This window comes from Collinsella sp. AF31-11, assembly GCF_003475605.1.
Classification (GTDB): domain Bacteria; phylum Actinomycetota; class Coriobacteriia; order Coriobacteriales; family Coriobacteriaceae; genus Collinsella.
Window position 1 is genome coordinate 74,310 of record NZ_QRQS01000005.1, and the last position, 26,360, is coordinate 100,669.

Here is a 26,360-nt window from a genome sequence, read left to right on the forward strand (position 1 = left end):
TTCGCGTTGCGTCTCTCCTTTTAGGTGTTGCCTGTACAGTTTTGAAAGGAGAGGCTATGCCCCGATGTGCCCGCGCCGTTTCGCTCACCGGCTATTACCACGTCTTTGACCGTGGCAACTCCAAACAGATTATTTTTGAAGATGATTCCGACCGTTATCGTTTCTTATCGGACATCTCGGACAGGTTTGCGCGTCATAAAGTGGCGGTGTTGGCTTGGTGCCTTATGGACAACCACTTCCATTTGATGGTTGATGACCCATATGACAACCTTTCAAAGGCAATGCAGTGCGCACTGACGGCGTATGCTAAGTATTTCAATGGGAAAACGGGAAGAAAGGGCCATCTGTTTGACAATCGCTATTCGCGGGTCGCTGTTGAGACGGACACGCAGGCGGTGCAGCTGCTCGACTATATTCATCTCAATCCCGTGAAAGGTGCGCTCGACTCACTCGAGGCATACCGCTGGTCAAGCTACAAGGCATATCAGCTGGGCTATGATCCCTTTGATATCTGCGATGCGGCCCCCATGCTCGATATTGTCGGAGGCTCCCGTTGCTATTGCGAGCATCTCAAGGAAGTTGCTGGGCGCATCTGGTCAGTGGGGGTTCTTCCACGCCGGCGGATCCCCGATGAGGATGCCCTTGCCGTCGCGCACGAAGTGTTGCCGAGCATAGATCCTGCGCTGCTCAAGGCCCTGCCTCGTCCCGAACGTGATGCGTGTCTGCTGAGGCTCAGGCGGGCGCATCTCACGGTCAAGCAAATTGCCCGTATCACCGGTATCGGCGCTACGAGCGTAACCAAGGCCACCACAGGCTGGAAAGAGGCGGCGTGAGGTATGGATTGGGGCCGATCGAAACGCCGTGAGTTCATCGATGCGCTGCGAGCTTAGGAAAGCGCTCATCTAAGTCTGTCCCCAATGCGTGAAAACACTTATGTAAGTCTGTCCCCAATGAGTGCAAAAGGGCGCCCTCCGTAGGGGAGGACGCCCTTGGTAAGTTCTATGTGAACGCGAGGTCTTTGACCCGGAGAGTCCGAGGTACTTGTTGGTAAGACCTTATTTAGGAGCGCGCAACCTTGCCGGACTTGAGGCAGGTGGAGCAAACGTTCATCTTGCGACGGTGACCATCGACGACGACGTAGACGCGCTGGATGTTGGGGCGGAACTTACGGTTGGTGACGCGGTGAGAGTGGCTGATGGAGCGACCGGCAACGGGGTGCTTACCGCAAACTTCGCAAACTTTGGACATAACTGACCCTCCTTGGGCGACAAACGAACATGTCGCGTTAACAAACAAGCCTGAACTATAGCACAGAAGTCGCTCCCTGTGCGCAATCTACACAGAGATATTCCTCTTTTGGCGATAGTGCGCACGCCACGGCCCTGGACGTAGATCCGATTTGCGTGCAGCAGAGGGGATTATGCCAGCTCGAACCGAGGTTTTCAAGTTCGTCCCACAAATATATATAGGTTTATGGAGCGCCTGCGCCCGTTTATGGATTGCTTTGTATTTATGCTCGCAATTACGCTCGAGGTTGGCTACACTATACCTTGACCATTAAAGGGGTACGAGATACCCACATGGAATTACATAGCTGCCAAAGAGCAGCCCTTCCTGTGGGTGTCTGGTCCGCTTTAAGCGGTCGGGCATCTATTTTTTTGACTGTGTCAGCAGTCAAGACATGTGAGGAAGGAGATCGATGGGCACGACTTCCCCCAAGGCGGTCATCATGGACGAGACCGCCGTCAATCGAGCTATGACCCGCATCGCGCACGAGATTCTCGAGCGCAACGAGGGCTGTGAAGACCTCGCTCTGGTCGGCATCGTCACGCGCGGCGACCTTCTGGCAAAGAAGCTCGTCGAGGAGATCAAGGAGATCGAGGGCGTCGACGTTCCGCTCGGCAGCCTCGACATCAGCTTCTACCGCGATGACTACGCTACCAATTTCGCTCCCGCGATCCACGCCACCAACATTCCCTTTAGCGTCGACGGCAAACGCGTCGTGCTGGTGGACGACATCCTGTATACGGGCCGTACCATCCGCGCCGCTCTCGACGCCGTCATGGACCTGGGTCGTCCGAGCCGCATCGAGCTGGCGGTCCTCGTCGACCGCGGCCACCGCGAGCTCCCCATCTCGCCGGACTTTGTCGGCAAGAACGTTCCCTCGTCGCATGAGGAGAACGTGCACCTATATATGAAAGAAGTCGACGGCCACACCGCCGTCGAGATCAACGACGTCGCGCCGGGTTCCCGCGTGGGCTCCGCGCCGCTGGGAGGTGAGTAGTACCGTGGCGTTCAATCATAAGCACCTGATCGACATTACCGAGTACTCCGAAGAGGACATCAAGCTCATCCTCGAGACCGCCAAGGCGTTCTCCGAGGTCAACGAGCGTGCGATCAAGAAGGTTCCCACGCTCAAGGGCAAGACCATCGTCAACATGTTCAACGAGCCCTCGACGCGAACCCGTAGCTCCTTCGAGCTTGCCGAGAAGCGTCTTTCGGCCGACAGCCTCAACTTCGGCGGCTCCTCGACCTCTACGGTCAAGGGCGAGAGCCTCGTCGACACCGTCGAGACCCTCAACGCCTACAAGATCGACTGCATCGTCGTGCGCGACAAGCACGCCGGCGCTCCCTATATCGTCACGCAGAACTCGCCTGCGAGCGTCATCTGCGCCGGCGACGGCAAGCACAACCATCCCACGCAGGCCCTGCTCGACCTGTACACCATCTGGGAGCACAAGGGTGACTTCCACGGTCTGAAGGTCGCCGTCGTCGGCGATATCGCGCACTCCCGCGTCTGCGGCTCGCTGATCCCCGCCCTTAAGATCATGGGCTGCGAGACCTACGCCGTCGCTCCCGGCACGCTGCTGCCGCCGGCGCCCGAGGTCCTGGGCTGCGACCACGTGACGAGTGACCTCGATTCCGTCCTGCCCGAGCTGGACGTCGTCTACATGCTGCGCGTGCAGCAGGAGCGCCTCGAGGGCGCCCCGTTCCCGACCATTCGCGAGTACCACAAGCTCTTCGGCCTGACCAAGGATCGCGAGAAGCTCATGAAGCCCGATGCGATCATCTGCCACCCGGGCCCCATCAACCGCGGCGTCGAGTTCGACTCCTATATGGCCGACCACCCGCAACGCTCCGTCATCCTGGAGCAGGTCTACGCCGGTATCTGCGTGCGTATGGCTATCCTGTATCTGCTGCTTGGAGGTGCCGATAATGGCCTTGCTTCTTAAGAATGCCCACGTCGTCGACCCGTCCGTCGAGCTTGACGGTGTCGTTGACGTCCTGATTGACGGCGACAAGATCGCCGAGGTCGGCGAGAATCTCGCCGTCGAGGGGGCCGAGGTCCGCGACCTTTCCGGCAAGTACCTCGTCCCCGGCCTGGTGGATATGCACGTTCACCTTCGCGAGCCCGGTTACGAGGTCAAAGAGGACATCGAGAGCGGCACCCGCGCAGCTGCCAAGGGCGGCTTTACCGGCGTGTGCTCCATGCCCAACACCGATCCCGTCACCGATAACGGCACCGTCGTGGAGTTCGTCAAGTCCCGTGCTGCCGAGGTCGGTCACTGCCGCGTCTATCCGTCGGGCGCCATGACCCGCGGTCTTAAGGGCGAGGCCATGTCCGAGATGGGCGATATGGCCGCCCACGGCGCCGTCGCCTTCACCGACGACGGTCGCGGCGTGCAGGGCGCGGGCATGCTCCGCCGCTGCATGGACTACGGCAAGATGTTCGGCAAGGTCTTTATGAGCCACTGCCAGGACGAGGACCTGGTCGGCCACGGCCAGATCAATGAGGGCAAGGTCTCGACCCGTCTGGCTCTCGAGGGCTGGCCGGCTGCCGGCGAGGAGCTCCAGATCGCCCGCGACATCGAGATTGCCAAGCTGACCGGTGCCAAGCTGCACATCCAGCACATCTCAACCGCCCATGGCCTGGAGATCGTGCGTGCCGGTAAGGCCGCTGGCGTTCAGGTTACCTGCGAGGCCACCCCGCACCACATGTTCCTGACCGAGAACGACCTGGACGAGACCTACAACACCTCGCTCAAGGTCAATCCGCCGCTGCGTACCGAGGAGGACGCCGAGGCCATCCGTCAGGGCGTCATCGACGGTACCGTCGACGTTATCGTCACCGATCACGCTCCCCACACCCCGTGGGAGAAGGCCCGCGAGTTCGAGCTTGCACCTTTTGGCATGATCGGCCTCGAGACTTCGCTGTCGCTCGTGCTCACCGAGCTGGTCAATACGGGCAAGATGAGCATGGGCCGCATGGTCGAGCTCATGGCCATCAAACCGCGTGAGATCCTGGGCCTCGACCAGGTTCAGGTCAAGGTGGGCTCCGTCGCCGACCTGACCGTGTTCGACACGTCCGCCACTTGGACGGTCGGCGAGGACGGTTACGAGTCGCGCGCCGAGAACTCCGGTTTTGCCGGCCGCACGCTCACCGGTCGTGCCACCGATGTGTTTGTCGGCGGTAAGCAGACGCTCGCCGACGGCTGCATCTGCTAGCATAGCCTTATCGCTTTTGTGCGCGGTGCCCTTGCGGTGCCGCGCTTTCTGTTCGTTTTGACCATGCAACCGCATGGGGGATTGGAGCGTCTATGCCCACACCTTCCACTGCACGCATGCACGACTTCGAGGTCGTCTCGAACCAGGAGATCGCCGAGGGCATCTTCTCGCTCGTAATCTCGGCCCCCAAGCTTGCAAGTGCGCTCAAGCCCGGTCAGTTTGTGAACATCGCCGTGCCCGGCGATGCGTCCTCGCTGCTTCGCGTGCCCCTGAGCTTCTATCGCGCCGACGCCCAGGCCGGCACCGTCGAGCTGTGGTACACCGTCGTGGGCGACGACACCCGCCGTCTGTCGCAGATGGCCTCTGGTTCCACTTCTAACCTGCTGGGCCCTGGCGGTCGCGGCTGGCTGGTGCCCGAGGGCGCCAAGAAGGCGCTGCTCGTGGCGGGCGGCATCGGTGTCCCGCCCGTGCTCTGCCTGGCGGGCATGCTTGCCGAGCAGGGTGTGGCCGTCGACGTGTGCATGGGCTTTGGCACCGCGTCCAAGGCCGTGGGTATCGATGAGTTCCGCGCGTTGGGCGCCACGGTTAATGTATGCACCGACGACGGCTCGCTTGGCACGCATGGTTTTTGCACCGATCCGGCCGCCGAGCTGCTTGGCGAGGGTGGCTACGACTATGTCGCCAGCTGCGGTCCCGCCGTCATGATGAAGAAGGTCGCCGCCGCTGCCGCCGAGGCCGGTGTGTACTGCGAGGTGTCGCTTGAGCGCATGATGAGCTGCGGCTTTGGCGCCTGCAACACCTGTAACGTCGAGACGGTTGACGGTATGAAGGGCGCCTGCATGTGCGGCCCCGTGTTCGATGCTTCCAAGGTGGTGGTCTTCTAGTGGGTACCGTGAACATGGCCGTCGATTTCGGCGGCGTCAAGATGCAAAACCCCATCAACACCGCAGCCGGCACTTTTGGTTACGGCTGGCAGTTCCAGAACTTCTTCGATGTTTCCCAGCTGGGCGCCATCACCACCAAGGGCTGCGCTGCCGAGCCCTGGCCCGGCAACCCCGCACCCCGTATGGCCGAGATCCCCGGCGGTATGATCAACTCGGTGGGCCTTCAGAACCCCGGCGTGGCCGCCTTTGCCCGTGAGTCCGGCCCTTGGCTGGAGCAGCTTTCCAAGGACGGCTGCCAGGTCATCTGCCAGGTTGCCGGTCACTCTGTTGACGAGTTTGTCCGCGCACTCGAGATGTATGTCGAGCTGTGCCCTTGGGCTGCCGGCTACGAGATCAACGTGAGCTGCCCTAATATCGCCGCTGGCGGTGCCGCCATGGGCTCCACGCCCGAGGGCGCCTCTTCCGTTATGGCTGCCTGCCGCAAGGTGACCGATAAGCCGCTGTTCGTGAAGATGGCGCCGGTCAACGTCGCCGAGATCGCCAAGGCCCTCGAGGCTGCCGGCGCCGACGGCCTTTCGGTCATCAACTCCATTCAGGGCATGGCCATCGACGTCCATACCCGTAAGTCCCGCGTGGCCAAGCCCAAGGGCGGCCTTTCGGGCCCGCTGTGCCACCACATCGCCGTGCGCATGGTCTGGGAGGTTGCCCAGGCCGTCGATATCCCCATCAACGGTGTCGGCGGTGTCATGACCGGCGAGGATGCGGCTGAGTTTATCCTGGCCGGTGCCACCTGCGTGTCGGTCGGCATGGCCAACTTTGTCGATCCGTGTGCTTCGCTCAAGATCGCGCATGAGCTCGAGGCTTGGGCTGAGTCCCAGGGCGTGAAGGACATCAACGAGCTGGTAGGTGCTTTCGAATGCTAGAGACCGATGCCCGCGACCGTGTTATCGTCGCCCTCGACTGCGACCGTGAGCGTGCGCTCGAGCTCGCCCATGAGCTTTCGGGCCATGCCGCCTGGCTCAAGGTGGGCATGACGCTCTATTACGCCGAGGGTCCCGAGATCGTCAAGACGTTCAAGGGCCTGGGTTTTAAGGTCTTCCTTGACCTTAAGTTCCATGATATTCCGCATCAGGTTCGCGGTGCCGCCCGCTCGGCCTCGCTTGCCGGTGCCGACCTGCTTTCGGTTCACGGCTTGGGTTCGGGTGCTATGCTCGCCGCCTGCCGTGAGGGTGCCGAGGAGGCGCGCGAGGACCGCGCCAAGCTCGTTGCCATCACCGTGCTCACGAGCATGAATCAGGATGCCTTGAGCGAGATCGGCGTCGAGTCGCCTGTGGCCGAGGAGGCCGTCCGCCTGGCAAAGCTTGCTCAGGCCAACGGCATCGATGGCATCGTGTGCTCGCCGATGGAGGCTCACGACATGCGTGAGCTGCTGGGTCCCGATACCCTGATCGTTACTCCGGGTGTGCGTCCGATGGGTGCCGCTCTTGGTGACCAGTCTCGCGTGGCGACGCCTTCCCAGGCTATCGAGCGTGGCGCAAGCCACATTGTGGTGGGCCGTCCCATTACTGGTGCCGACGATCCGGTTGCCGCATTTGACGCTATTGTTTCCGAGCTGGTCGAAAACGTCGCCTAAAAGATTCCCTCAAGTCACCACTTTTGGGTATCATTAGCACAAATTTGCCCCTGTACCTGCGAAAACTTTCCTACCCTTTGTGTGGAATCGCAGGGCAGGGGCTTAACTTTGACCTCCGCATATTGCACTTTTCGTAGGTATCGTCTAATCTATGGAGCCGTCGATTGGGCATTTAGTGCGTTTGACGTGCTAAAATGCCAATTACTGCATCAGATATAACCCAACTATTTGGAGGTTCGAATGGCACTCCCTCAGCTTACCGACGAGCAGCGCAAGCAGGCACTTGAGAAGGCTGCTGCCGCACGTCACGCCCGCGCTGAGCTTCGCGAGCAGATCAAGAAGGGCGAGAAGTCCCTCGAGTCCGTGCTCAACTCCGATGACCCCATCGCTTCCCGCATGAAGGTTTCCACCCTCATCGAGTCTCTCCCTGGTTATGGCAAGGCCAAGGCCGCCAAGATCATGGAGGAGCTCGGTATCTCCGCTACCCGTCGCGTCCAGGGCCTCGGCGTCCGTCAGCGCGAGCAGCTCCTCGAGCAGCTGACCAAATAAGTGAGCGCTCAGGATTCCAAGCTCTTTGTGATTTCTGGACCGTCAGGCGCAGGCAAGGGCACGCTCGTCACTCGTGTGCGCGAGCTCCGCTCGAACCTGGGCCTGACGGTTTCGGCTACCACGCGAGCACCACGCAAAGGTGAGGTCGACGGCGTCAACTACTTTTTTCTGACGCGCGAGGAGTTCGACCGCCGCGTGGCAAACGGTGAGTTTGTTGAATGGGCCGAGGTCCACGGTAACTGCTACGGCACGTTGGTGAGCGAGGTCACATCCAAGCTCGCCTCGGGCGCGTCACTGATTTTGGAGATCGATGTCCAGGGCGCCCTGCAGGTGAAGGAGCGTTTCCCCGAGGCCGTGCTGATTTTTATCAAGCCGCCTTCGCTTGAGGTGCTCCGCGAGCGTCTAGTCGGTCGCGGTACCGAGACGCCCGAGACGATTGAGCTGCGCATGGCAAACGCCGCCGATGAGCTTGCCCTTGCCGACCGCTACGACGACGTCGTGGTTAATGACGATCTCGACCGCGCGACCGATGAGCTCGTTCGCGTTCTCGATATGCATGAAAGGATCTGAGGTCCGTGTCCGTTGTAAAGCCTTGCATTGACGATCTTCTGGAGAAGACCGATCACAACCGCTTCCTGCTCGCTTCGCTTGCCTCCAAGCGCGCCTGCGACATCAATAGCATGCTGCGTGGCCAGCACAATCGCGTGCTTGCCGTCCAGGATGTCGATGACATCACCATCGGGCTTTCCGGTGCCGATACTATCTCGATGGCTATGGACGAGATTGTCGATGGCGACATCTCTTACGATGAGGCTCGTTACGAGAAGGCGCTCGGCCACAAGGTTGCTGAAGCCTAAATGGCAGCTCGCGTCTGCCTGGTCCACTATCACGAGGTTGGACTGAAGGGCAAGAACCGCGCACATTTTGAGCATATCCTCATGGATAACATCAAGGCGGCCTTGGCCGCCTTTTCCGTGAATGCCGTGTCTCGAATTTCCGGTTATATCCTCGTGACCTTTAACCAGCATCAGGCCGACGAGGCGGCGCGTGTCATTCGCACCGTTCCCGGCGTTGCTCGTGTGTCTTTGGCGTATCACACCAACCGCGACCCGCAGGAGTACTGCGCCGCCGCCGTGAAGGCGCTGCGCGAGTTTGGTTCCTTCGATTCGTTTAAGGTGCACGCCAAGCGCTCCAACACCGACTATGAGCTCACCTCGATTGATATCAATCGTCAGGTGGGCGAGGTGCTGTGTGAGGCCTTCCCCGATAAAAAGGTTCAAATGCACGACCCCGATGCGATGGTGCATGTGTTGGTGGTCCAGGGCAGCGTTTATGTGTATGCGCGTTCCGAGCGCGGCGTGGGTGGCCTGCCGGTGGGTTCTGCCGGTAAGGTCGTGACGCTGCTGTCGTCGGGTATCGATTCTCCGGTGGCGACCTGGATGCTCGCGCGTCGCGGTGCGGTGTGCGTGCCGGTGCATTTCTCCGGTCGTCCGCAGACGCCCGATACGAGCGAGTATTTGGTGCAGGACATCATCCGTGCGCTTGCACCGGGTGTCCAGATCGGCCGCTTGTACGTAGTCCCGTTTGGCGACTGCCAGCGTGAGATTTCGGTCACCTGCCCCAGCAACTTGCGTGTGATCATGTATCGCCGGATTATGTATTCGGTTGCCGAGCGCATTGCACACATCGAGGGTGCCAAGGCCATCGTTACGGGCGAATCACTTGGGCAGGTTGCCTCCCAAACGCTCGAGAACATCATGGCCGTCAACGAGGCCGTGAAGATCCCTGTGTTCCGTCCGCTCATCGGTTCGGACAAGCAGGAGATCATCGCGCGCGCCGAGGAGATCGGTACGTTCGATATCTCGACTGAGGCCGCTCCCGACTGCTGCACGCTGTTTATGCCGCGCCGTCCCGAGACGCATGCTAAACTCGATGCCGTGCATGAGGCCTGGGAGTTGTTCGATCACGAGGAGATGATCGAGCGTCTGCTCAAGCAGACCGAGTACATCGACTTCGATAGCAACACGTATAAGGCGCCTAAGACCTTAAAACGCAAACATTCGGAGCTTGCTCCGCGTGAGATTTACCAAGATCACGAGTAAATTTGTGCATAGACCGACGATGCGCCTGCATCGTCGGTTTTTTGCCATCTGGGCATTTTGCGACTAAGTGTTCATTTGCTGACGTGTGCCTGAATAAATGGACAGATTTGTGCAAGGTTTTGGTCGGCTTTTGGTTTGACCGCGATAACCGGTTTTGAAGCATGGCTGTTGCAGGGCTCTTTTCCTGACACGATGTTGTTGGGAGGTTTTGCTATGGCGCAGCGCGAACAACACGAACGGGTCAAAAAGATGGACCGCTGGGCGGGCAAGCTGCTCGGTCATAAGGCAGTGGTGGTGGCGATGCTGGGCGTCATTGCGATGGCGAGCGGCTTGGCGATGGCGAACCTTGGCGGCGGTGCCGGCGGTGTGTCGTTTGAGCGCACTGATGGTTCGGGCTCGTTAGTGGAGCCGGGATCCGGCGATGCTTCGAGCGGAAAGACATCCGAAGGATCTTCGACTAAGGCTTCTGCCGCGGCAGAGGTCTATGTCGATGTCGATGGCGCCGTTGTGTCGCCCGGTGTATATCGCCTCAAGGACGGCGCGCGGGTGGCTCAGGCGATTGATGCCGCCGGCGGGCTGGCGCCCGAGGCAGACGTTACGGGGCTCAATCGGGCATCTAAGGTCATCGATGGACAGAAGATTCACGTTCCAACGGTAGGGGAACAGCGGGCGTCCATTGCGGAAGCCGGTGTCGATGGTGGGGCTTCAGCATCATCGGGCGTGAGTGGCGCAAAAGGCCTAGTAAACATCAATACGGCAAGCGCGGCAGAGCTGCAGACGCTTTCGGGCATCGGTCCCTCCATGGCTCAGTCGATTATCGATGAGCGGACAAAGAACGGTGCCTTTGCCTCGGTTGACGATCTGATGCGTGTGTCGGGAATCGGCGAGAAGAAGCTTGCCAAAATCAAAGATTGCATCTGCGTATGAGTGCGACCGAGCGCGAGCATGTGATGCCTCCGCGGCCCCTGATTCCGTGGACGATGGCCCTGTGTGTCGGCATGTGCGTGAGCTGCGCCTTGGTGCTCAACTTGGCCGCTGATGCGCTACTGGGGGAGCAGGCGCCAGCGTTCGGGCCGCTATGGGCTATTCCCGTTGCGGCGGCGGTATTCGTTGCGCTGGCTCAATCTTGTGCGCGGTTTGCCCCTTTTAAGCGGTGGCTGTATGCCGCGTCCGTCGGTCTCGTGGCGGGAGCGGTCGTCTCGGCGTGGTGGGCTGTGGGCGCGCTCAGCGCCTCGAAGGCGCTCGATGGTCGAGCGGCAAGCAGCCTCGAGTTTGTCGTGCAGGGTGATCCATCCATAAACGACGACGTGTATTCCTATACTTGCGAGGCACGCACGGACGGCAAGAGCTTGGCAACGGTTCGCCTATCGTGTGGCCGCGAGCTCAAGGTCGGGGCGCACGTGCGTGTTATCGGTCGCGTTTCACGTTTTGAGAACGATGCGCATGGACGATCGCGCATGCTCCGAGGCGAGGTGCGCAAGGTTAAAGCCGTTCGGATTGTGTCGGTCGATGAGGGCTCTCCGGGGCCGCTGCCTCGGCTGCGAAATGGGCTGCTTGCTTCCATCGCGCCTGCGACCGACCCGGCGCGTGCGCTCATAGCCGGTGTCGTCTGCGGTCGTTCGGCCGAGCTGCGCGCCCAGCCGGCGGGCGACTGGTTTTCGGTGACGGGAACGGCGCATCTTATCGCCGTCTCGGGCAGCCATTTGGCTATCGTGGGGTTTGTAATTGAGGGCGTATTGCAAAAGACTCGGTGCTCACGTGGCCTTCAGCGGGCGATATTGGCGATAACGCTTGTAGGCTACGCTGCCTTTACGGGCGCGTCTCCCTCGGCCGTGCGTGCGTGCTGCATGGTGTTCGCGACGCTTGTCGTAAACGGCGCGGGCCGTCGCCGGCACGGCGCATCGGCACTCTTCGTAACCATGTCCATCTTTGTGCTACTGCGGCCGACGGTGCTGTTCGAGATGGGGTTTCAGCTTTCATGCGCCAGCGTCTTAGCCATCCTGTGCTTTTGCCCCTATGCGACCTACGCTATGGGTGAGCTGGGTGTGCCATCGGGCATTGCCAGCATGCTTTCCGTCACGCTGTGCTCGCAGCTGGCGACTCTTCCCATTACCATTCCTGCCTTCGGTACGTTCTCGCTCATTGCTCCGCTGGCAAATGCGGTCATCGGTCCGGTGGTGAGTCTGCTGCTTGCTGTGTCGATCGTGCTGGTTCCCTTTTCGCTCGTGGCGCCGTTGCGCACTTGGGCGCTCGTTGTGCCCATGATTACCGCCCGTTGCACGCTGTTCTTCGAGCAGCTGTTTGCCGCCGTGCCGGGTGCATCCGTGAGTGTGCCGCCGGATAGCATGTGGATTTACCTAGCGCCGTGTTTGCTGGCGGTTCTCCTGGTCTGGTGGCCGCGCCCTCAGGCACGGCCTATGGCGGTGGGGTTTGCATGTCTGGTGCTCTTGGCTGCGATTCCGTACGTCTACTGGGATCGATTCGCTCCGCCTTCGGTGACGGTGCTCGATGTGGGCCAGGCCGATGCGATTCTTATCCGCCAGGGCGGCGCAGTAGCGCTCGTCGACTGCGGGGTCGACGAGCGCGTGGTAGCGGCGTTGGTTCGCAATAACGTGCACCATATCGATGCCGTCTTTGTGACGCATTGGGATGAGGATCACTGGGGTGGTCTGCCTGCCGTGCTCGAACAGTTTTCGGTTGGAACGATTGCCGTGGCGGCCGAAGCGCTGGAGGATGCTCCTGTCGAGGTATTGAACCGACCTGGCGTGGAGTATCGACAGGTGCGCCGTGGGGATATGGTCGACATCGGCTCATTTTGCGCCCGCGTGATGTGGCCATTCGAGTCCGTGGATGGCGAGGGAAATGAGGACTCGCTTGTCCTGCTGCTCTCTTATGTTCAGGAAGGCATGGGCCTGCGCATGCTCCTCACCGGTGATGCCGAACTCGACCAAGAACGGGAATTCGTGCAGGAGGTGGGGGATATCGATGTACTTAAACTTGGGCATCACGGCTCCAAGGTTTCAGTCGATGGTGAGTTGCTGGACGTCCTGAAGCCCGAGCTTTCCCTCGCGAGCGCGGGCGAGGGGAATCGATACGGCCATCCGTCCGATGCCTGCATCGATTCCGTGAAGGAAGCGGGCGGTGTGTTCGCGTGCACTATCGAACACGGCGACATTACCGTCGCGCCGACTGCGAATGGTTTTGCGATGCGATGCCAGCGACCGTGACGACATCGTTGGCGTGTGGTGGGCCCCTGGGCTAGAATGGCACGGAATGAATACGAAGGCCTGCGGGAGGGGAGCGCAATGTCCGAAACCGGTCTGCTGCCGGCATACCTGATCGTCGGTACCGACGGCGTCAAGCGCGATCACGCCGTCTCGCGTATGAAAGCGCGTCTGGAAAAGTCGGGAATGGTCGAGTTCAACCTCGACGAGCGCGACATGACCAAAGACTCCGATATCGAGTCCATTATCGGATCGCTCAATACCTTTCCCATGGGCAACGAGTTTCGCCTGGTAATCCTTGATGGCTGCTCAAAGCTTGCCAAGGCGGTTTCGGAGCCGCTCGTCGAGTATCTGGCGAGTCCCAGCCCCACAACGGTCTGTCTCATCATCGCCGACTCGCTTGCCAAGAACACGCGCCTGTATAAGGCGATCGCCAAAATCGACAAGAAGGCTATCGTCGATTGCTCGGGTACCAAGCGCTGGGAGCTACCGCGCCGCGTGCAGCAGATGGCGACGCAGCACGGCAAGTCGATCTCGACGGCGGCCGCCGAGGAGCTCGTTTCGCGCTCGGGCGAAAACACGCGCATGCTCGATAACGACCTGGCAAAGCTCTCCCAGATGGTCGAGGCGCCCCAGATTGAGCTCGCCGACGTGGAGCGTTGGATCGTGCGTACGGCCGAGGTTCAGCCCTGGGACTTCCTCAACGCCGTCTCGGCTCGCGATATGCGGCGTTCGCTCGAGCTCTTTAAGCTTCTGCCCTCCAAGAGCTACGTGTGGACCTACACGCTGCTATGCGGTCGCATTCGTGAGCTGATCGTCGCCAAGGCGCTCGACTCTCGTGGGCAGGGGCGTGAACTCGCCGCGACGCTCAAGCTTCAGCCCTGGCAGGTCAAAAATCACCTGACCTGGGCACGTCGTTTTTCGATGACCGAGCTCGTCGCAGCGCTCGAGGGCGCCGTTGATGTGGAGCTCGCGCTCAAGGGTTCGGCCGATTCTGAGACCGCGCTTTTGCTCTGGATTACGAACATCTTGAGAAAATCGTGATGATACCTGCCTATTTGACAAATTCGTTCTATCCCTTTGAGGGGGAGCGTGCTATAGTAGGCGCTTGCATGACCTCACCGTGTCTCAGAGGTGTCATACATTTTTTGCAAGGAACTCGAAAGGAACTCCAGAAGTGGCAAACATCAAGTCTCAGAAGAAGCGTATCCGCACCAATGAGGCAGCTCGCATGCGTAACAAGGCTGTCAAGTCCGAGCTCAAGACGCTGACCAAGCACGTCCAGTCCGCTGTCGCCGAGGGCGACGCCGAGAAGGCCCAGGCTGCCCTCAAGACCGTCACCAAGCGTCTCGACATGGCTGCTGCCAAGCATGTTATCCACAAGAACCAGGCTTCCAACCGCAAGTCCGGTCTTGCCAAGCTCGTGAACAGCATCAACGCCTAAGTTGTAAATTTCACACCACACAGATTACGCGCATAAATGGAGCCTGTTTTATGGAACAGGCTCCATTTTTTGTGCCCCTCGGGTAAGATAGTCCGCATGAATACTTCAATTGACATTTCCCACATCCGTAACTTCTCGATTGTTGCGCACATCGACCATGGCAAGTCCACGATCAGTGACCGCATCCTCGAGCTCACCCATACCGTCGACGAGCGCGACATGGAGTCGCAGCTGCTCGACACCATGGATATCGAGCGCGAGCGCGGCATTACGATTAAGTCCAATGCCGTCCGCGTGTCCTATGACGCCGACGACGGCGAGACGTATCAGTTCAACCTGATCGATACGCCGGGCCACGTGGACTTTACCTATGAGGTCTCGCGTTCGCTGGCCGCCTGCGAGGGCGCGGTGCTCGTTGTCGACGCCACGCAGGGCGTCGAGGCGCAGACCGTCTCCAACGCGACGCTCGCCATGAACGCCAACCTGGATATTGTGCCCGCGATCAACAAGATCGACCTGCCGTCGGCACACCCCGACGAGGTCAAGACCGAGATCGAGGACGACCTCGCGATCCCTGCCGACGATGCCGTATGCGTGTCGGGCAAGACTGGCGAGGGTATCCACGACCTGCTGGAGTCCATCGTCTTCTTGATCTCGCCGCCCAAGGGCGATGCGAATGCGCCGCTCAAAGCACTCATCTTGGATTCTTATTTTGATGAATACCGCGGCGTGGTTGCCACGGTCCGTGTTTTTGACGGCTCCATCAAAAAGGGCGATACCCTGCGCATGATGCAGGCCGAGGGCGACTTTTTGGTCGACGGCGTGGGCGTCAAGCGTCCCGCCGAGACGCCGGTCGACGCGCTGACGGTCGGCGAGGTGGGCTACGTGGTCACGGGCCTGAAGGACCCCGAGGCCGTGCGTGTGGGCGACACCCTCACGTGGGCATCGAATCCCTGCCCCGAGCCGCTTCCGGGCTACCGCGAGGCCAAGCCCATGGTCTATACGGGCCTGTTCCCGATCGATAACAAGGACTACGAGAACCTGCGTGACGCGCTCGATAAGCTGCATGTCAACGACCCGTCGTTGGTGTGGGAGCCCGAGACCTCGGTGGCGCTCGGCTTTGGCTTCCGCGTGGGCTTTCTGGGCCTGCTGCATATGGAGGTCGTCAAGGAGCGTCTGGAGCGCGAGTTCAACCTGGACCTTATCGCCACGAGCCCTTCGGTGGACTATCACGTCTACAAGACCGACGGCGAGATGATCGATGTCCGCAGCCCGCAGGACCTGCCCGAGGCCACGCGCATCGAGCGTATCGAGGAGCCCTACCTCAAGGCCAAGATCATCTGCCCGCCCGAGTATACGGGTGCTGTCATGCAGCTCGCTATCGAGCACCGCGGCGTTACCACCGATATGATCCACCTCACGAGCAAATCGGTCGAGATGCGCTTTGACATGCCGCTTGCCGAGCTCATCCTGGACTTCTTTGACCAGCTCAAGAGCCGCACCAAGGGCTATGCGTCGCTCGACTACGAGTTCAACGAATATCGTCCCTCCGAGCTTGTGAAGCTCGACATCCTGCTTTCGGGCGACGAGGTCGACGCGCTTTCGTTTATCGTGCACAAGGACAAGGCCTATGGCCTGGCCCGCGGCCTGTGCGACAAGCTCAAGGAGATCATCCCGCGTCAGCTGTTCGAGGTACCTATTCAGGGCGCCATCGGCAACAAGATCATCGCCCGCTCCACCGTCAAGGCGCGCCGCAAGGACGTTCTGGCCAAGTGCTATGGCGGCGATATCTCGCGTAAGCGCAAGCTGCTCGAAAAGCAAAAAGAGGGCAAGAAGCGCATGAAGGCTATTGGTTCGGTCGAGGTCCCGCAGGAGGCCTTTATGGCGATCCTCAAGGTGGACGAGTAGGACCATGGCGCTTTCTGAATACAGTACGCGGCTGCTGGGCGCCTATGCCGAGCAGCCGTTCCTTATGGCTCCCATGGCGGGCGTGACCGATCCCGCGTATCGCATTATGTGCCGCCGCCGCGGTGCCAATCTTGCCTATAGCGAGATGGTGAGCGTGGCGGGCCTTGCCTATGCCAGCAATAAGACGTGGCGTCTGGTGCTGCCGGCCGACGAGGAGCAGCAGATTTGCGTGCAGCTCTTTGGCTCCAAGCCCGATCAATTTGCGAGCGCTGTCGCTGCCGTCGAGGAACGCGTGGGCGATCGCCTGTCGCTGATCGATATCAACATGGCCTGCCCGGCTCGCAAGGTCGTCACCAAGGGCGAGGGCTCGGCGCTCATGCGCACGCCCGACCTGGCCGAGAAAATCGTCCAGGCGGCAGTGGGCGTGGCACACGTTCCCGTGACCGTGAAGATCCGCAAGGGCTTTTATGCCGAGGACTGTAATGCCGCGACGTTTGCCCAAATGCTCGAGGGGGCGGGGGCCGCAGCGGTGGCGGTGCATGGTCGCTGTGCCACGCAGCTCTATACGGGCCAGGCCGATTGGTCGGTCGTCGATGAGGTTGCCGACGCTGTCGAGATTCCCGTGATTGGTTCGGGTGACGTGTTCACTGCCGAGGATGCCGCGGAGCATCTGCGCAATTCGGGTGCCAGCGCGGTATTTATCGCGCGCGGCATCTACGGCAATCCGTGGGTGTTCGGCGATGCCCGAGCCCTTGCACTCGATGGCACGCCGGTTCCTTCTCGCTCCTCGGTCGAGCGCCTGGGCGCCCTGCGCGAACACCTGACGCTGACGCACGAGCTTTTGCCGCTTATGTCGCGCGCCCGTACGTATGCAAGCTGGTACTTAAAGGGTATGCCCCATGCAGCCGCTTGGCGCGCCCAGGTGGTGCGCTGTTCCACATACGAGGAGTTTATGGGGCTGGTCGATGATATCGAGCGCGATGTGGTGGCCTGCGAGGCCGCGCTTGCCGCCGGCGAGTCGGTGCCCGCTCATCCGCTGGAGGCCTAAAGGTGTCCGTTACCGCGCTGTATGTGCACGTGCCGTTTTGCGCTCAAAAATGCCGCTATTGCGACTTTGACTCGCGCAGCTTTGCCCCGTGCGACCTGGACGCTGCGCTCGATGCCTATTTTGAGCAGCTGTATGCGCGGCTCGATGCCTTTGGCAACGCTGGGGCACTCAGGCAGATCCGCACAGTCTACGTAGGCGGCGGCACGCCGTCGCTGGCAGGGGAGCGCCTGGTAGAACTTGCCCGTCGTATCTCCATGTGGTGCAAGCCCGTTGAATTTACCTGCGAGGCAAATCCTGAGTCGTTGACCGCTGAGCTCGCCCCGGCGCTTGCCGAGGCGGGTTTCACGCGCATTTCTCTGGGCGTGCAAACCCTCGACAATATCGAGCTGGCTGCTATTGGCCGCATTCACGATGCTAATCGGGCACTTGCGGCTATCGCGACGGTGAAGGACGCTGGTCTCGATGTGTCGTGCGACCTTATGTGTGGCCTTCCCGGGCAGACGGCGGCGAGTTGGCAGTGCACACTCGATGGCGTGCTGGCGGCGGCTCCGCATCATGTGTCGGTCTACCCGCTCACGCTCGAGGAGGGGACGCCCCTTTATCGCATGGCGTGCCGTGACGAGTCGCTCGAGCCTGATGAGGATTTTCAGGCCGCATGCATGGACGTGGCACACGAGCTCCTGGGTGCCGCCGGCTATCACCCGTATGAGGTGGCGAGCTACGCGCTCGACGGCCATGAGTGCGCCCATAACATTGCCTATTGGACTGGACAGGGCTATTTGGGTCTAGGACGCTCTGCCGCGGGTATGCTCGATGCCGAGGATTTCGATCACCTGGCTATGTTGTTCCCTGGCGCGCCTTCTCGAGGCGATGCGTACCGTGTGCGCTTGGTTCAGCGCGACGATGACGCGACGGCGTTCGAGGCCGAATATCTGTCGCAGCGCGAGGCTTCGGCCGAAGACCTGATGCTCGCTTGTCGCATGACGCGCGGTGTTGCGTCCGACCTGTTGGTTCGTGCAGCTTGCGTCATCCCAACGGGCGAGCTGGCAGCTGCCTGCGATCGCGCGCTCGAATTGTGTCTTGCCACTTGGTTGCCCGAGGCGCTCGGGGTCCATGAGGGACCCTTTACTTCGGCAGATGTCGTCTCGGGCCGCGTTCGCGCTCGACTGGCGCCGACCCACCTGGGCTGGCTCGATGGAAATGTTCTGTTCGAGCTGTTTTGGGATCTAGCTTAAGCCGCTCGGGTAGAATTACCGGAATATATACGCTGCTGTGAGCAGGAGGTTGCCGCGCATGGCGACGATGAACGAAAAAGATTACTACGAGATCCTGGGCGTCTCCAAGGACGCCACCTCGCGTGATATTCAAAAGGCCTTTCAGCAAAAGGCCCGCAAGCTCCATCCGGACGTCAACAAAGAGCCGGATGCCGAGGAAAAGTTTAAAGAGGTTTCCGAGGCCTACGCCGTGCTTTCGGATGAGCAAAAACGTGCGCGCTACGACGCCATGCGTTCTGGCAATCCCTTTGCCGGTGCTCCTACGGCTTCGCCCTATGGTGGCGGCTATGCCGGCAGCACGGGTTATGGCAATCCTTTTGAGGGCGGTTTTCCCTTTGGTGGTGCCTGGGGCCAGCAGCGACGCGGCCAGGCTGCCTACAATCCCGAGAACGGCGCCAACGTGGTCGTCGATATCAAACTCGACGCCAAGGAGGCCAAGGGCGGTGCCCGCAAGACCGTCCGCTACACGCGCTTCGACACCTGTAGCAACTGCGGCGGCTCGGGCTCCGTTTCGTCTGAGCATGCCCATACCTGCCCGAGCTGCGGCGGCCGCGGCCACATCGACGTTGACCTGTCCTTCCTGTTTGGTGCGGGCACGTTCCAGTCGGTCTGCCCCGAGTGCGGCGGTTCCGGTAAGGTCGTGGCCGACCCCTGCCCCGATTGCGGTGGCAGCGGTCGTACTCGCGTAACCTCCGAGCAGACGATTGAGTTTCCTGCCGGCACGCACGATAGCGACGAGGTCCGCATTAGCGGCATGGGTCATGCTGGCACCAACGGTGCCGCGGGCGGCGACCTGGTCGGCCGCGCCCATGTTGAGGCCGAGCGCTTGGAAGGCAAAGCTCGTACCGGTTTTTACCTGATGGGCATTGTGGCGCCGTTTTTGGTGCTGTCGGCCATCTCGGGCGTGTTCTCGGCCTTTGCCGTGATGTGCTTTATTCCGTTTACCATGGGCCTGTTCATGGTGCTTTCGGACGGTGTGCTTCATCGCAGCCTGCTGTGGTGGAAGCGTGGTGCGATGCAGTTTGCCAACGGTTTTGCCAACGGCTTCATGTTCGCGCTCGTGTCTGTTTGGTTTGCGAGCTGCTCGCAGCGGGCCATGCTTTCGCCGTATCAAATGCAATAACATCAAACCCTCTGTTTGCGGTCGGCCCAGCTTGGGTATAGGACGCACTGTGACAATAATGAAAGTTGGAAGGATTCGGTCGTGTCGGAAAATAGGGATTACTACGAGGTACTTGGCGTTGACAAGGATGCCGACGCGCGGACGATTAAGCGCGCGTTTCTAAAGAAGGCCCGTACCGTACACCCGGACGTTTCGGACGACCCCGATGCTGAGGCCAAGTTCAAGGAGCTCAACGAGGCCTATTCCGTTCTTTCCGATGAGCAGAAGCGTGCTAACTACGACCGTTATGGCACTGTCGACGGCCCTGGTGGTTCGGGCTACGTCGATATCAACGATATCTTTGGTGGCATGGGCATGGACGACTTGTTCTCGTCGTTTTTTGGCGGCGGTGCCGGCGGTGGCGCCCGCAGCCGTCGTGAGCGTCGTCGCGGCCGCGATATGGCCATCTCTCTTTCGGTGACCCTTGAGGAGGCGGCGCTCGGTTGCAAAAAGACGATTAGTTATGACCGCCTTGCTCCCTGTGAGGATTGCAATGGCACCGGTAGGGCCGAGGGTGCACAGGAAAAGCAGTGCGGCCGCTGCCACGGTACGGGCTATGTCACGACGGTCCAGCGTTCGTTCCTGGGCCAGGTTCAGTCCTCCTCGCCTTGCCCCGACTGCCATGGCGAGGGCACGGTTATCGACCATCCCTGCGAGACCTGCGACGGTCAGGGCCGCACGCCTTCGCATGAAAAGATCGACATCGATATTCCCGCCGGCGTTTCGACCGGTCGCCAGCTGCGTGTGAGCGGCTTTGGCGAGGCCGGCCTTCGCGGCGAGCCTTCGGGCGACTTGATTGTCAACGTGCGCGTCGCCGACCACGAGCGCTTTAAGCGCAACGGTGACGACCTGTACCTCGTGAGCGATATTTCGATTGCACAGGCTGCGCTCGGCTGCGAGATCGAGGTCGAGGGCATTATGCCCGACGAGGTCGTTAAGGTGACGGTTCCCGCCGGTGCCCAGTACGGCGACACCGTGAGCGTCAATAATTACGGCATGCCGCGCATTGGCGGTGGCGGTTCGCGTGGCCGCCTGATCGTGCAACTGCGCGTGGTCGTTCCCACCAATCTTTCCAATAAGCAGCGCGAGCTGCTCCGTGCTTTTGCCGATGAGATGGGCGATGACGTCGCTTCCGGTAAGAAGTCGGTGACCGACCGTATCAAGAGTGCCCTCGACGATATCCTCGATTAAGGAGCCCGCGTGCTCGCACCCCATATTTCCGTCGTCAACCTCGGATGTCGTGTCAACCGGGTTGAATCTGACCGTATCACTGCCGATCTTATGCGCCTGGGCTTTGCCACGGTGGAGCCCCAGGATGCCGATCTGATCGTCATTAACACCTGTGCCGTTACGGGCGAGGCCGAGGCCAAGACCCGTAAGGCCGTCCGCCATGCGCTGGCCCATCCAAAAGACCCCTATGTGGTCGTGACCGGATGCGTGGTCAATTTGCATCCCGAGGAACTGCTGGAGCTTTCGGATCGCGTGATCGCCGAGCCGTCCAAGATCGATGTCGCCGAACGTGTCTGCGAGGTGCTGGGCGTTGAGTCCGATAGCGTTCCAGCCTGCAGTGATGGCGAGGTGGTCGATGCGCTCGGTCGCTCTCGCCTGGGCGTGAAGATTCAGGACGGCTGCAACCATCGCTGCACCTATTGCATTGTGTGGAAGGCACGCGGCCCCGAGCGCTCCGTGCCCGTCGAGTCCGTGCTCGAGCAAGTTCGCGAAGCCCAGGAGGCCGACGTGCCCGAGGTGGTGCTGACCGGTGTGAACCTGGGTGCCTACGATGGCAAGAGCGCGACCGATGAACATGTCGAAATCGATGAGCTGCTCGAGGCCATTATGGAGCGCACGTCTATTCCGCATGTGCGCATTTCCTCAGTCGAGCCCATGGATATCTCTGAGCGCCTGCTTAAGGTTATGGCTCGCTATCCGCAGCGTATCGCCCCGTTTTTGCACCTGCCCGTGCAGTCTGGCTGCACGGCGACCCTGCATCGCATGGGCCGTCCCTATAGCGCCGAGGCCTTTGAGGACACGGTGCGCATGATTCGCGCCAACCTGCCGCAGGCGTCTCTTTCGTGCGACGTTATCGTCGGTTTTCCCGGTGAGACGGATGAGGAGTTCGAGGAGTCGCTGGCGCTATGCCGTCGCGTGGGCTTTTCGCGCATGCACGTGTTCCGCTATAGCAAGCGCCCCGGCACCCTCGCCGCCGACATGCCCGACCAGGTACCACCTGAGGTCATGGCCGAGCGCAGCCGCCGCATGCGCGCGGCTGCTCAGGAGCTCGCCATTGCCGACGCTCGTCGTCGCGTGGGAACCGTTGAGCGCGCCGTGCTCGAGTATGGTGACAACCTGACACTCGGCTCGTTCCATCATGCCCGTCTTGACGATACCTGTGGACTTACAGCTCCGTGCCTGCTCGATGTTACTATCATCGGAGTCGATGATTCCGGCTTGGTCCATGCATGCAGGGAGGTTCATGGAAGCCTCGAAGATTAGACTTACCGTTCCCGAGGGAATTGACCCCTCGCGCGTTTTGGGCGCCGGCGACGGCGTCCTTCGTGCGCTCGAGAGCTTGGTTCGCGCCCATGTGGTCGCCCGTGGCGATAGCATCGCCGTGAGCGGTGACCCGGACGAGGTCGAGCTCGTGGCGCGCTTTTTCGAACATGCTTTTCGCGAGGCGGCGGCCGGCCGTACCCTTTCTGCCGACGATGTCTCGCGTTGCCTGGCCGTCTTGCGCGACGGTGAGCACGAGGCTACGTCGCTTCGCGAGGACGTGCTGCTTTCGTATCGCGGCCGCGTCATTCGCCCCAAGACGCTCGGGCAAAAGCGCTATGTGGATGCTATCCGCTCGCATACCATCACCTTTGGCTTGGGTCCTGCCGGTACCGGTAAGACCTATCTGGCCATGGCGCTCGCCGTCGCTGCGCTTAAGCGTCATGAGGTGGGTCGCCTAATCTTGACGCGCCCGGTTGTCGAGGCGGGGGAGAACCTGGGCTTTTTGCCCGGCACCCTCGAGGAAAAGATCGACCCGTATATGCGCCCGCTCTACGACGCCCTTTTTGACATGATGGATCGCGAGCGCACCGATGAGCTTATGGAACACGGTGTGATCGAGATTGCCCCGCTCGCCTACATGCGCGGCCGTACGCTGAGCGATCCCTTCGTGGTACTCGACGAGGCACAAAATACCACGCCCGAGCAGATGAAGATGTTCCTGACGCGCTTGGGCTTTAACTCCAAGTTTGTGATTACTGGCGACCTGAGCCAGCGCGACCTGGTGGGTCGCCGTGGCGGCCTTGCCGATGTTGAGCGGATTTTGGGCCGTGTCGACGATGTGGCGTTTGCACACCTGGAGCATGCCGACGTGGTGCGCCATGCCCTGGTGGGTCGTATCGTCGAGGCATACGATGCTTATGATGATGTTCGCGAGAAGCGCGCACACGATCGAAAGGAGCCCCGTTGAGTGTATTGATCAGCAACGATGCCGAGCTCGATACGCTGCTCGACGCGCAAGAGGTGGAACACATCTGCGAGGTTGTGCTCGCCGCTGAGGGCGTTGAACGTGAAGTCGAGATTTCCCTTTCGTATGTCGACGAGGACGAGATGCACGGGCTCAACCACGAGTGGCGCGGTATCGACCGCACCACCGATGTACTCTCGTTCGAGTGCGATTCGGCCTTTGACGATGACATTCCCGCCGATGTGACGCTCGAGCTCGGCGATATTATCTTGGCCCCGCAGGTTATTGCCCGTCAGGCCCCCGGTTTTGGCAATAGCCCCGCTGGCGAGTGCCGTCTGATGCTCGTACACGGCATGCTGCACCTGCTGGGCTATGACCACATCGAGGACGACGAGGCCGAGGTCATGGAGGCCCGCGAGGACGCCATCCTGCGCGATCTAGCGCTCGAGCGCGGCGAGGACCCCAAGCTAGTCCACGTCGGCCCCATCACCAACCACGTCCACGACTAGGAGCCGTCTATGATTCCCGGATCGAACAAGGACCATCCGTCCTTCTTAAAGTCGTTTTCCTACGCCATGGAGGGCTTCGTCACCGCCGTCAAGACCGAGCGCAACATTAAGGTCATGCTCGTTGCGGGCGTGTGCACCGTCGTTGCCGGCTGCATCGTGGGGCTCGACATTGCCGAGTGGGCCACGATTATCATCTGTTGTGGCCTGGTGATTCACGGCGAGCTGTGCAACACCGCTATGGAGGCCATCGTCGACCTGGCGACCCAGGAACTTCATCCGCTGGCCAAGCGTGCGAAGGACATCGCCGCCGCCTCTGTATACGTTCTTTCCATCACCGCCGCGATTGTGGGCTTGCTGGTATTTGCCCACGCGCTCGGCTTTATTTAGAAAGGGATTCCCATGTCCGACAATATGCAGCCTACCGATGAGGTTCTGGACGAGGTCGAGGAATTCGACCCGTTTGAGGGCATGAGCGATGAGGAACTCGACGCCCTATGCGACGAGGATGACGGTCCTATGGGCTTTGGTGACGTGGAACCCGGTTTCCGCAGCGGCTTCGTGGCCCTGGTCGGTCGCCCTAACGCCGGCAAGTCCACGCTACTTAATGCCTGCTACGGCAAAAAGGTTGCCATCACCTCGCCGGTGGCACAGACGACCCGCCGCCGTATGCGCGCCGTCGTCAATCGTCCCGGCTACCAGCTGGTCTTTGTCGATACCCCGGGTATTCATAAGCCCAAGGATGGCCTGGGTTCCGAGCTCAACAAGAGTGCGCTGTTCGAGCTGAACGATGTTGACGTCGTCGCGTTTTTGATTGACGCCACCAAGCCGATCGGCAGGGGAGATGCCTGGGTTGCCGAGCGCGTCAAGAGCGCCCGCTGCAAGAAGGTCCTGGTGCTCACCAAGGCCGATGAGGCCGACCCCGCACAGGTCATGGAGCAGCTCAAGGCAGCCCACGAGCTCATGGACTATGACGACGAGATCGTGACGTCGTCGGTCAAGAACTTTAACGTCGATGCCTTCATCGAGACCGTTGCGCACTTTTTGCCCGAGGGTCCTCGCTGGTTCCCCGAGGACATGGGCACCGATGCTTCCGACGAGACGCTCGTTGCCGAGTTTGTGCGCGAGAAGGTTCTTCACCGCACCCGTGATGAGATTCCGCATTCCGTGGGCGTGATCTGTGATGCGCTCGAGCAGACCAAAAAGGTGTTGCGCGTACATGCCACCATTTACGTCGAGCGCGAGGGCCAAAAGGGCATCATCATCGGCAAGGGCGGCGAGATGATCAAACATATCGGCATCGATGCCCGTCGTGATCTTGAGCGCATCTTTGGCACGCAGGTCTTTTTGGAGCTGGACGTAAAGGTCAAGGCCGGTTGGCGCGACGACGAGGCTCAGATTCGCCGTTTTGGCTACAATGCCGAAGATTAAGGACGCGCGACGCGCATGGCAGGCTCCCGGACATATCGCACGAAGGTCCTCGTCCTCGATAAGACGAAGCTCAAAGAGACGGACCTGATCCTGACGATGCTTGACGAGCGGGGTCGGCAGGTTCGTGCCGTGGCAAAGGGCGCGCGCAAACCCGGTGGGCGCTTGGCAGCGCGCTGCGAGCTGTTCTGTACCGTCGATATGCTGCTCGCACATGGACGCTCGCTCGATGTGGTTTCCCAGGCCGAGCTTATGGAAGCGCCGCTCGGCGCCGCGCCCGATTACGAGACGACCTGCGCCGCAAGCGCGATTGCCGAGGTCGCGCGTGTGTGCTCATTCGAGGACGCCGAGGACCCGTTTACCTTTGCCATCACGCAGCGGGCGCTTGCCCTGGTGGGCGGCGGGCTCGACGCGGCGCATATGGACCTGCTCGTGGCGGCATATGTCTTTAAGCTGCTATCGCACGTTGGCTACCGACCCGATTTTTCGGCTTGCGTGCTGTGCGGAGACCCTATGCTGTCGTATTTTTCGCCCCAGGCCGGCGGGCTCATGTGCGGGTCGTGTGCGTCTAGCGTTCCGGGTGCCGAGCTGGTGTCGACCGGTGAGGTCGCGTGGCTGCGCGCCCTCATGTCCATGACCTTCGATGCGCTTATGGCCGAGAGGGTCGACCCCCATACCGCTGCCTTTTTGTTGGGGCTTTCACATGTTTGGGCTGCGACGCACACCGATCAGCGCCTCCGTGCGATGGAATTCATGTTGGGTCGGTGATGATGCACAGACGCGGGCTGCTTGTGGTAACATACCGCCCTGTTAGTACCTCGACCTTGGATGCTCGCTCCACCGGCGGCTTCCCAGTCCGAGGCGAATAGTGTCGCCCGCGGGCGACAAGAAACGAAAGGTGAAACAATGACTGTTTCCAAAGAGCGCAAGGCGGAGCTGACCGCCCAGTTCGGTAACTCCCCGGTCGACACCGGTAACCCCAAGGTTCAGGTCGCCATCCTGACCGAGCGCATCAAGGAGCTGACCGAGCACATGAAGTCCCACCAGAAGGACTTCCACACCCGTCGTGGCCTGCTCATGCTCGTCGGCCGTCGTCGTCGTCTTCTCTCCTACATCAAGAAGAACGACATCGTCGAGTACCGTGAGCTCATCAAGGCTCTGGGCATCCGCGACAACATCCAGTAGGATTTGTACATGCTAAGAGCGTCCTGCGCAGCGGGGCGCTCTTTTTGTGT

General features: G+C 60.7%; 28 protein-coding genes. 27 read left to right on the forward strand and 1 reads right to left on the reverse strand.

Features of this window, described 5'->3' with window-relative positions:
• Window positions 1-56 precede the first annotated feature (56 nt).
• On the forward strand, window positions 57-833 hold the full coding sequence (locus DWZ22_RS04270; protein WP_118405521.1) for a transposase: 777 nt from the start codon (window positions 57-59) through the stop codon (window positions 831-833).
• Window positions 834-1,059: 226 nt separating this feature from the next.
• Here DWZ22_RS04270 and rpmB read toward each other — a convergent pair whose 3' ends face one another.
• Window positions 1,060-1,248 (reverse strand): 50S ribosomal protein L28, encoded by a 189-nt coding sequence (gene rpmB, locus DWZ22_RS04275; protein ID WP_022094725.1) that lies wholly within the window; start codon window positions 1,246-1,248, stop codon window positions 1,060-1,062.
• Between the two features lie 451 nt (window positions 1,249-1,699).
• Between rpmB and pyrR the strand changes: the two genes are divergently transcribed.
• From pyrR to rpsO, 26 genes are all read left to right on the forward strand, one after another.
• Window positions 1,700-2,284, forward strand: a complete 585-nt coding sequence (gene pyrR / locus DWZ22_RS04280; RefSeq protein WP_117742736.1) for a bifunctional pyr operon transcriptional regulator/uracil phosphoribosyltransferase PyrR — start codon at window positions 1,700-1,702, stop codon at window positions 2,282-2,284.
• 4 nt (window positions 2,285-2,288) lie between these two features.
• Window positions 2,289-3,233, forward strand: coding sequence for an aspartate carbamoyltransferase catalytic subunit (locus tag DWZ22_RS04285; RefSeq protein ID WP_035138537.1), 945 nt, complete (start codon window positions 2,289-2,291; stop codon window positions 3,231-3,233).
• Window positions 3,217-4,506: a dihydroorotase gene (locus DWZ22_RS04290; protein ID WP_117799092.1), complete on the forward strand. Its 1,290-nt coding sequence runs from the start codon at window positions 3,217-3,219 to the stop codon at window positions 4,504-4,506. Before DWZ22_RS04285 ends, DWZ22_RS04290 begins: the two co-directional genes overlap by 17 nt.
• A gap of 116 nt (window positions 4,507-4,622) precedes the next feature.
• Window positions 4,623-5,390 carry a dihydroorotate dehydrogenase electron transfer subunit gene (locus DWZ22_RS04295; protein WP_117742738.1) on the forward strand — a complete coding sequence of 256 codons (768 nt, stop codon included), beginning with the start codon at window positions 4,623-4,625 and terminating at the stop codon, window positions 5,388-5,390.
• 14 nt (window positions 5,391-5,404) lie between these two features.
• Complete coding sequence (locus tag DWZ22_RS04300) at window positions 5,405-6,313, forward strand: dihydroorotate dehydrogenase (RefSeq protein ID WP_006236128.1); 909 nt, start codon at window positions 5,405-5,407, stop codon at window positions 6,311-6,313.
• Window positions 6,307-7,023: an orotidine-5'-phosphate decarboxylase gene (gene pyrF, locus DWZ22_RS04305; RefSeq protein ID WP_118405522.1), complete on the forward strand. Its 717-nt coding sequence runs from the start codon at window positions 6,307-6,309 to the stop codon at window positions 7,021-7,023. The genes DWZ22_RS04300 and pyrF overlap by 7 nt, the downstream gene beginning before the upstream one ends.
• Window positions 7,024-7,263: 240 nt before the next feature.
• Window positions 7,264-7,572: an integration host factor, actinobacterial type gene (mihF, locus tag DWZ22_RS04310; protein ID WP_006236130.1), complete on the forward strand. Its 309-nt coding sequence runs from the start codon at window positions 7,264-7,266 to the stop codon at window positions 7,570-7,572.
• Window positions 7,573-8,142: a guanylate kinase gene (gene gmk / locus DWZ22_RS04315; protein ID WP_117742740.1), complete on the forward strand. Its 570-nt coding sequence runs from the start codon at window positions 7,573-7,575 to the stop codon at window positions 8,140-8,142.
• Between the two features lie 5 nt (window positions 8,143-8,147).
• On the forward strand, window positions 8,148-8,429 hold the full coding sequence (locus tag DWZ22_RS04320) for a DNA-directed RNA polymerase subunit omega (protein WP_035138532.1): 282 nt from the start codon (window positions 8,148-8,150) through the stop codon (window positions 8,427-8,429).
• Window positions 8,430-9,674, forward strand: coding sequence for a tRNA uracil 4-sulfurtransferase ThiI (gene thiI, locus DWZ22_RS04325; RefSeq protein ID WP_118273341.1), 1,245 nt, complete (start codon window positions 8,430-8,432; stop codon window positions 9,672-9,674). It begins immediately after the preceding gene.
• A gap of 213 nt (window positions 9,675-9,887) precedes the next feature.
• Entirely contained in the window at window positions 9,888-10,601 is a 714-nt protein-coding gene (locus DWZ22_RS04330) for a helix-hairpin-helix domain-containing protein (protein WP_117735174.1), read from the forward strand.
• Window positions 10,598-12,901: a DNA internalization-related competence protein ComEC/Rec2 gene (locus DWZ22_RS04335; protein ID WP_117742742.1), complete on the forward strand. Its 2,304-nt coding sequence runs from the start codon at window positions 10,598-10,600 to the stop codon at window positions 12,899-12,901. Before DWZ22_RS04330 ends, DWZ22_RS04335 begins: the two co-directional genes overlap by 4 nt.
• Window positions 12,902-12,979: 78 nt before the next feature.
• Window positions 12,980-13,942 (forward strand): DNA polymerase III subunit delta, encoded by a 963-nt coding sequence (holA, locus tag DWZ22_RS04340; RefSeq protein ID WP_117735176.1) that lies wholly within the window; start codon window positions 12,980-12,982, stop codon window positions 13,940-13,942.
• A 133-nt stretch (window positions 13,943-14,075) separates the two neighbouring features.
• Window positions 14,076-14,342: a 30S ribosomal protein S20 gene (gene rpsT / locus DWZ22_RS04345; RefSeq protein WP_022094714.1), complete on the forward strand. Its 267-nt coding sequence runs from the start codon at window positions 14,076-14,078 to the stop codon at window positions 14,340-14,342.
• 96 nt (window positions 14,343-14,438) lie between these two features.
• On the forward strand, window positions 14,439-16,250 hold the full coding sequence (lepA, locus tag DWZ22_RS04350) for a translation elongation factor 4 (protein WP_117735177.1): 1,812 nt from the start codon (window positions 14,439-14,441) through the stop codon (window positions 16,248-16,250).
• Between the two features lie 4 nt (window positions 16,251-16,254).
• Window positions 16,255-17,298 (forward strand): tRNA dihydrouridine synthase DusB, encoded by a 1,044-nt coding sequence (dusB, locus tag DWZ22_RS04355; RefSeq protein ID WP_117735178.1) that lies wholly within the window; start codon window positions 16,255-16,257, stop codon window positions 17,296-17,298.
• Window positions 17,299-17,300: 2 nt separating this feature from the next.
• Complete coding sequence (gene hemW / locus DWZ22_RS04360; RefSeq protein WP_118405523.1) at window positions 17,301-18,533, forward strand: radical SAM family heme chaperone HemW; 1,233 nt, start codon at window positions 17,301-17,303, stop codon at window positions 18,531-18,533.
• A 58-nt stretch (window positions 18,534-18,591) separates the two neighbouring features.
• On the forward strand, window positions 18,592-19,695 hold the full coding sequence (locus DWZ22_RS04365) for a DnaJ domain-containing protein (protein WP_199568964.1): 1,104 nt from the start codon (window positions 18,592-18,594) through the stop codon (window positions 19,693-19,695).
• A gap of 81 nt (window positions 19,696-19,776) precedes the next feature.
• On the forward strand, window positions 19,777-20,925 hold the full coding sequence (gene dnaJ / locus DWZ22_RS04370) for a molecular chaperone DnaJ (protein WP_117735180.1): 1,149 nt from the start codon (window positions 19,777-19,779) through the stop codon (window positions 20,923-20,925).
• A gap of 9 nt (window positions 20,926-20,934) precedes the next feature.
• Window positions 20,935-22,227 (forward strand): MiaB/RimO family radical SAM methylthiotransferase, encoded by a 1,293-nt coding sequence (locus DWZ22_RS04375; protein ID WP_118405524.1) that lies wholly within the window; start codon window positions 20,935-20,937, stop codon window positions 22,225-22,227.
• Window positions 22,208-23,194, forward strand: a complete 987-nt coding sequence (locus DWZ22_RS04380) for a PhoH family protein (protein ID WP_118405525.1) — start codon at window positions 22,208-22,210, stop codon at window positions 23,192-23,194. The genes DWZ22_RS04375 and DWZ22_RS04380 overlap by 20 nt, the downstream gene beginning before the upstream one ends.
• Complete coding sequence (ybeY, locus tag DWZ22_RS04385; protein ID WP_118405526.1) at window positions 23,191-23,700, forward strand: rRNA maturation RNase YbeY; 510 nt, start codon at window positions 23,191-23,193, stop codon at window positions 23,698-23,700. Before DWZ22_RS04380 ends, ybeY begins: the two co-directional genes overlap by 4 nt.
• Window positions 23,701-23,709: 9 nt before the next feature.
• The gene (locus DWZ22_RS04390) at window positions 23,710-24,087 is read left to right on the forward strand and encodes a diacylglycerol kinase family protein (RefSeq protein ID WP_117735184.1); all 378 of its coding nucleotides are present in this window, start codon (window positions 23,710-23,712) and stop codon (window positions 24,085-24,087) included.
• A 12-nt stretch (window positions 24,088-24,099) separates the two neighbouring features.
• Entirely contained in the window at window positions 24,100-25,128 is a 1,029-nt protein-coding gene (era, locus tag DWZ22_RS04395; RefSeq protein WP_118405527.1) for a GTPase Era, read from the forward strand.
• Window positions 25,129-25,143: 15 nt separating this feature from the next.
• Window positions 25,144-25,893, forward strand: coding sequence for a DNA repair protein RecO (gene recO / locus DWZ22_RS04400; RefSeq protein WP_117742747.1), 750 nt, complete (start codon window positions 25,144-25,146; stop codon window positions 25,891-25,893).
• Between the two features lie 138 nt (window positions 25,894-26,031).
• Window positions 26,032-26,310 (forward strand): 30S ribosomal protein S15, encoded by a 279-nt coding sequence (gene rpsO, locus DWZ22_RS04405; protein ID WP_117762997.1) that lies wholly within the window; start codon window positions 26,032-26,034, stop codon window positions 26,308-26,310.
• Window positions 26,311-26,360 lie beyond the last annotated feature (50 nt).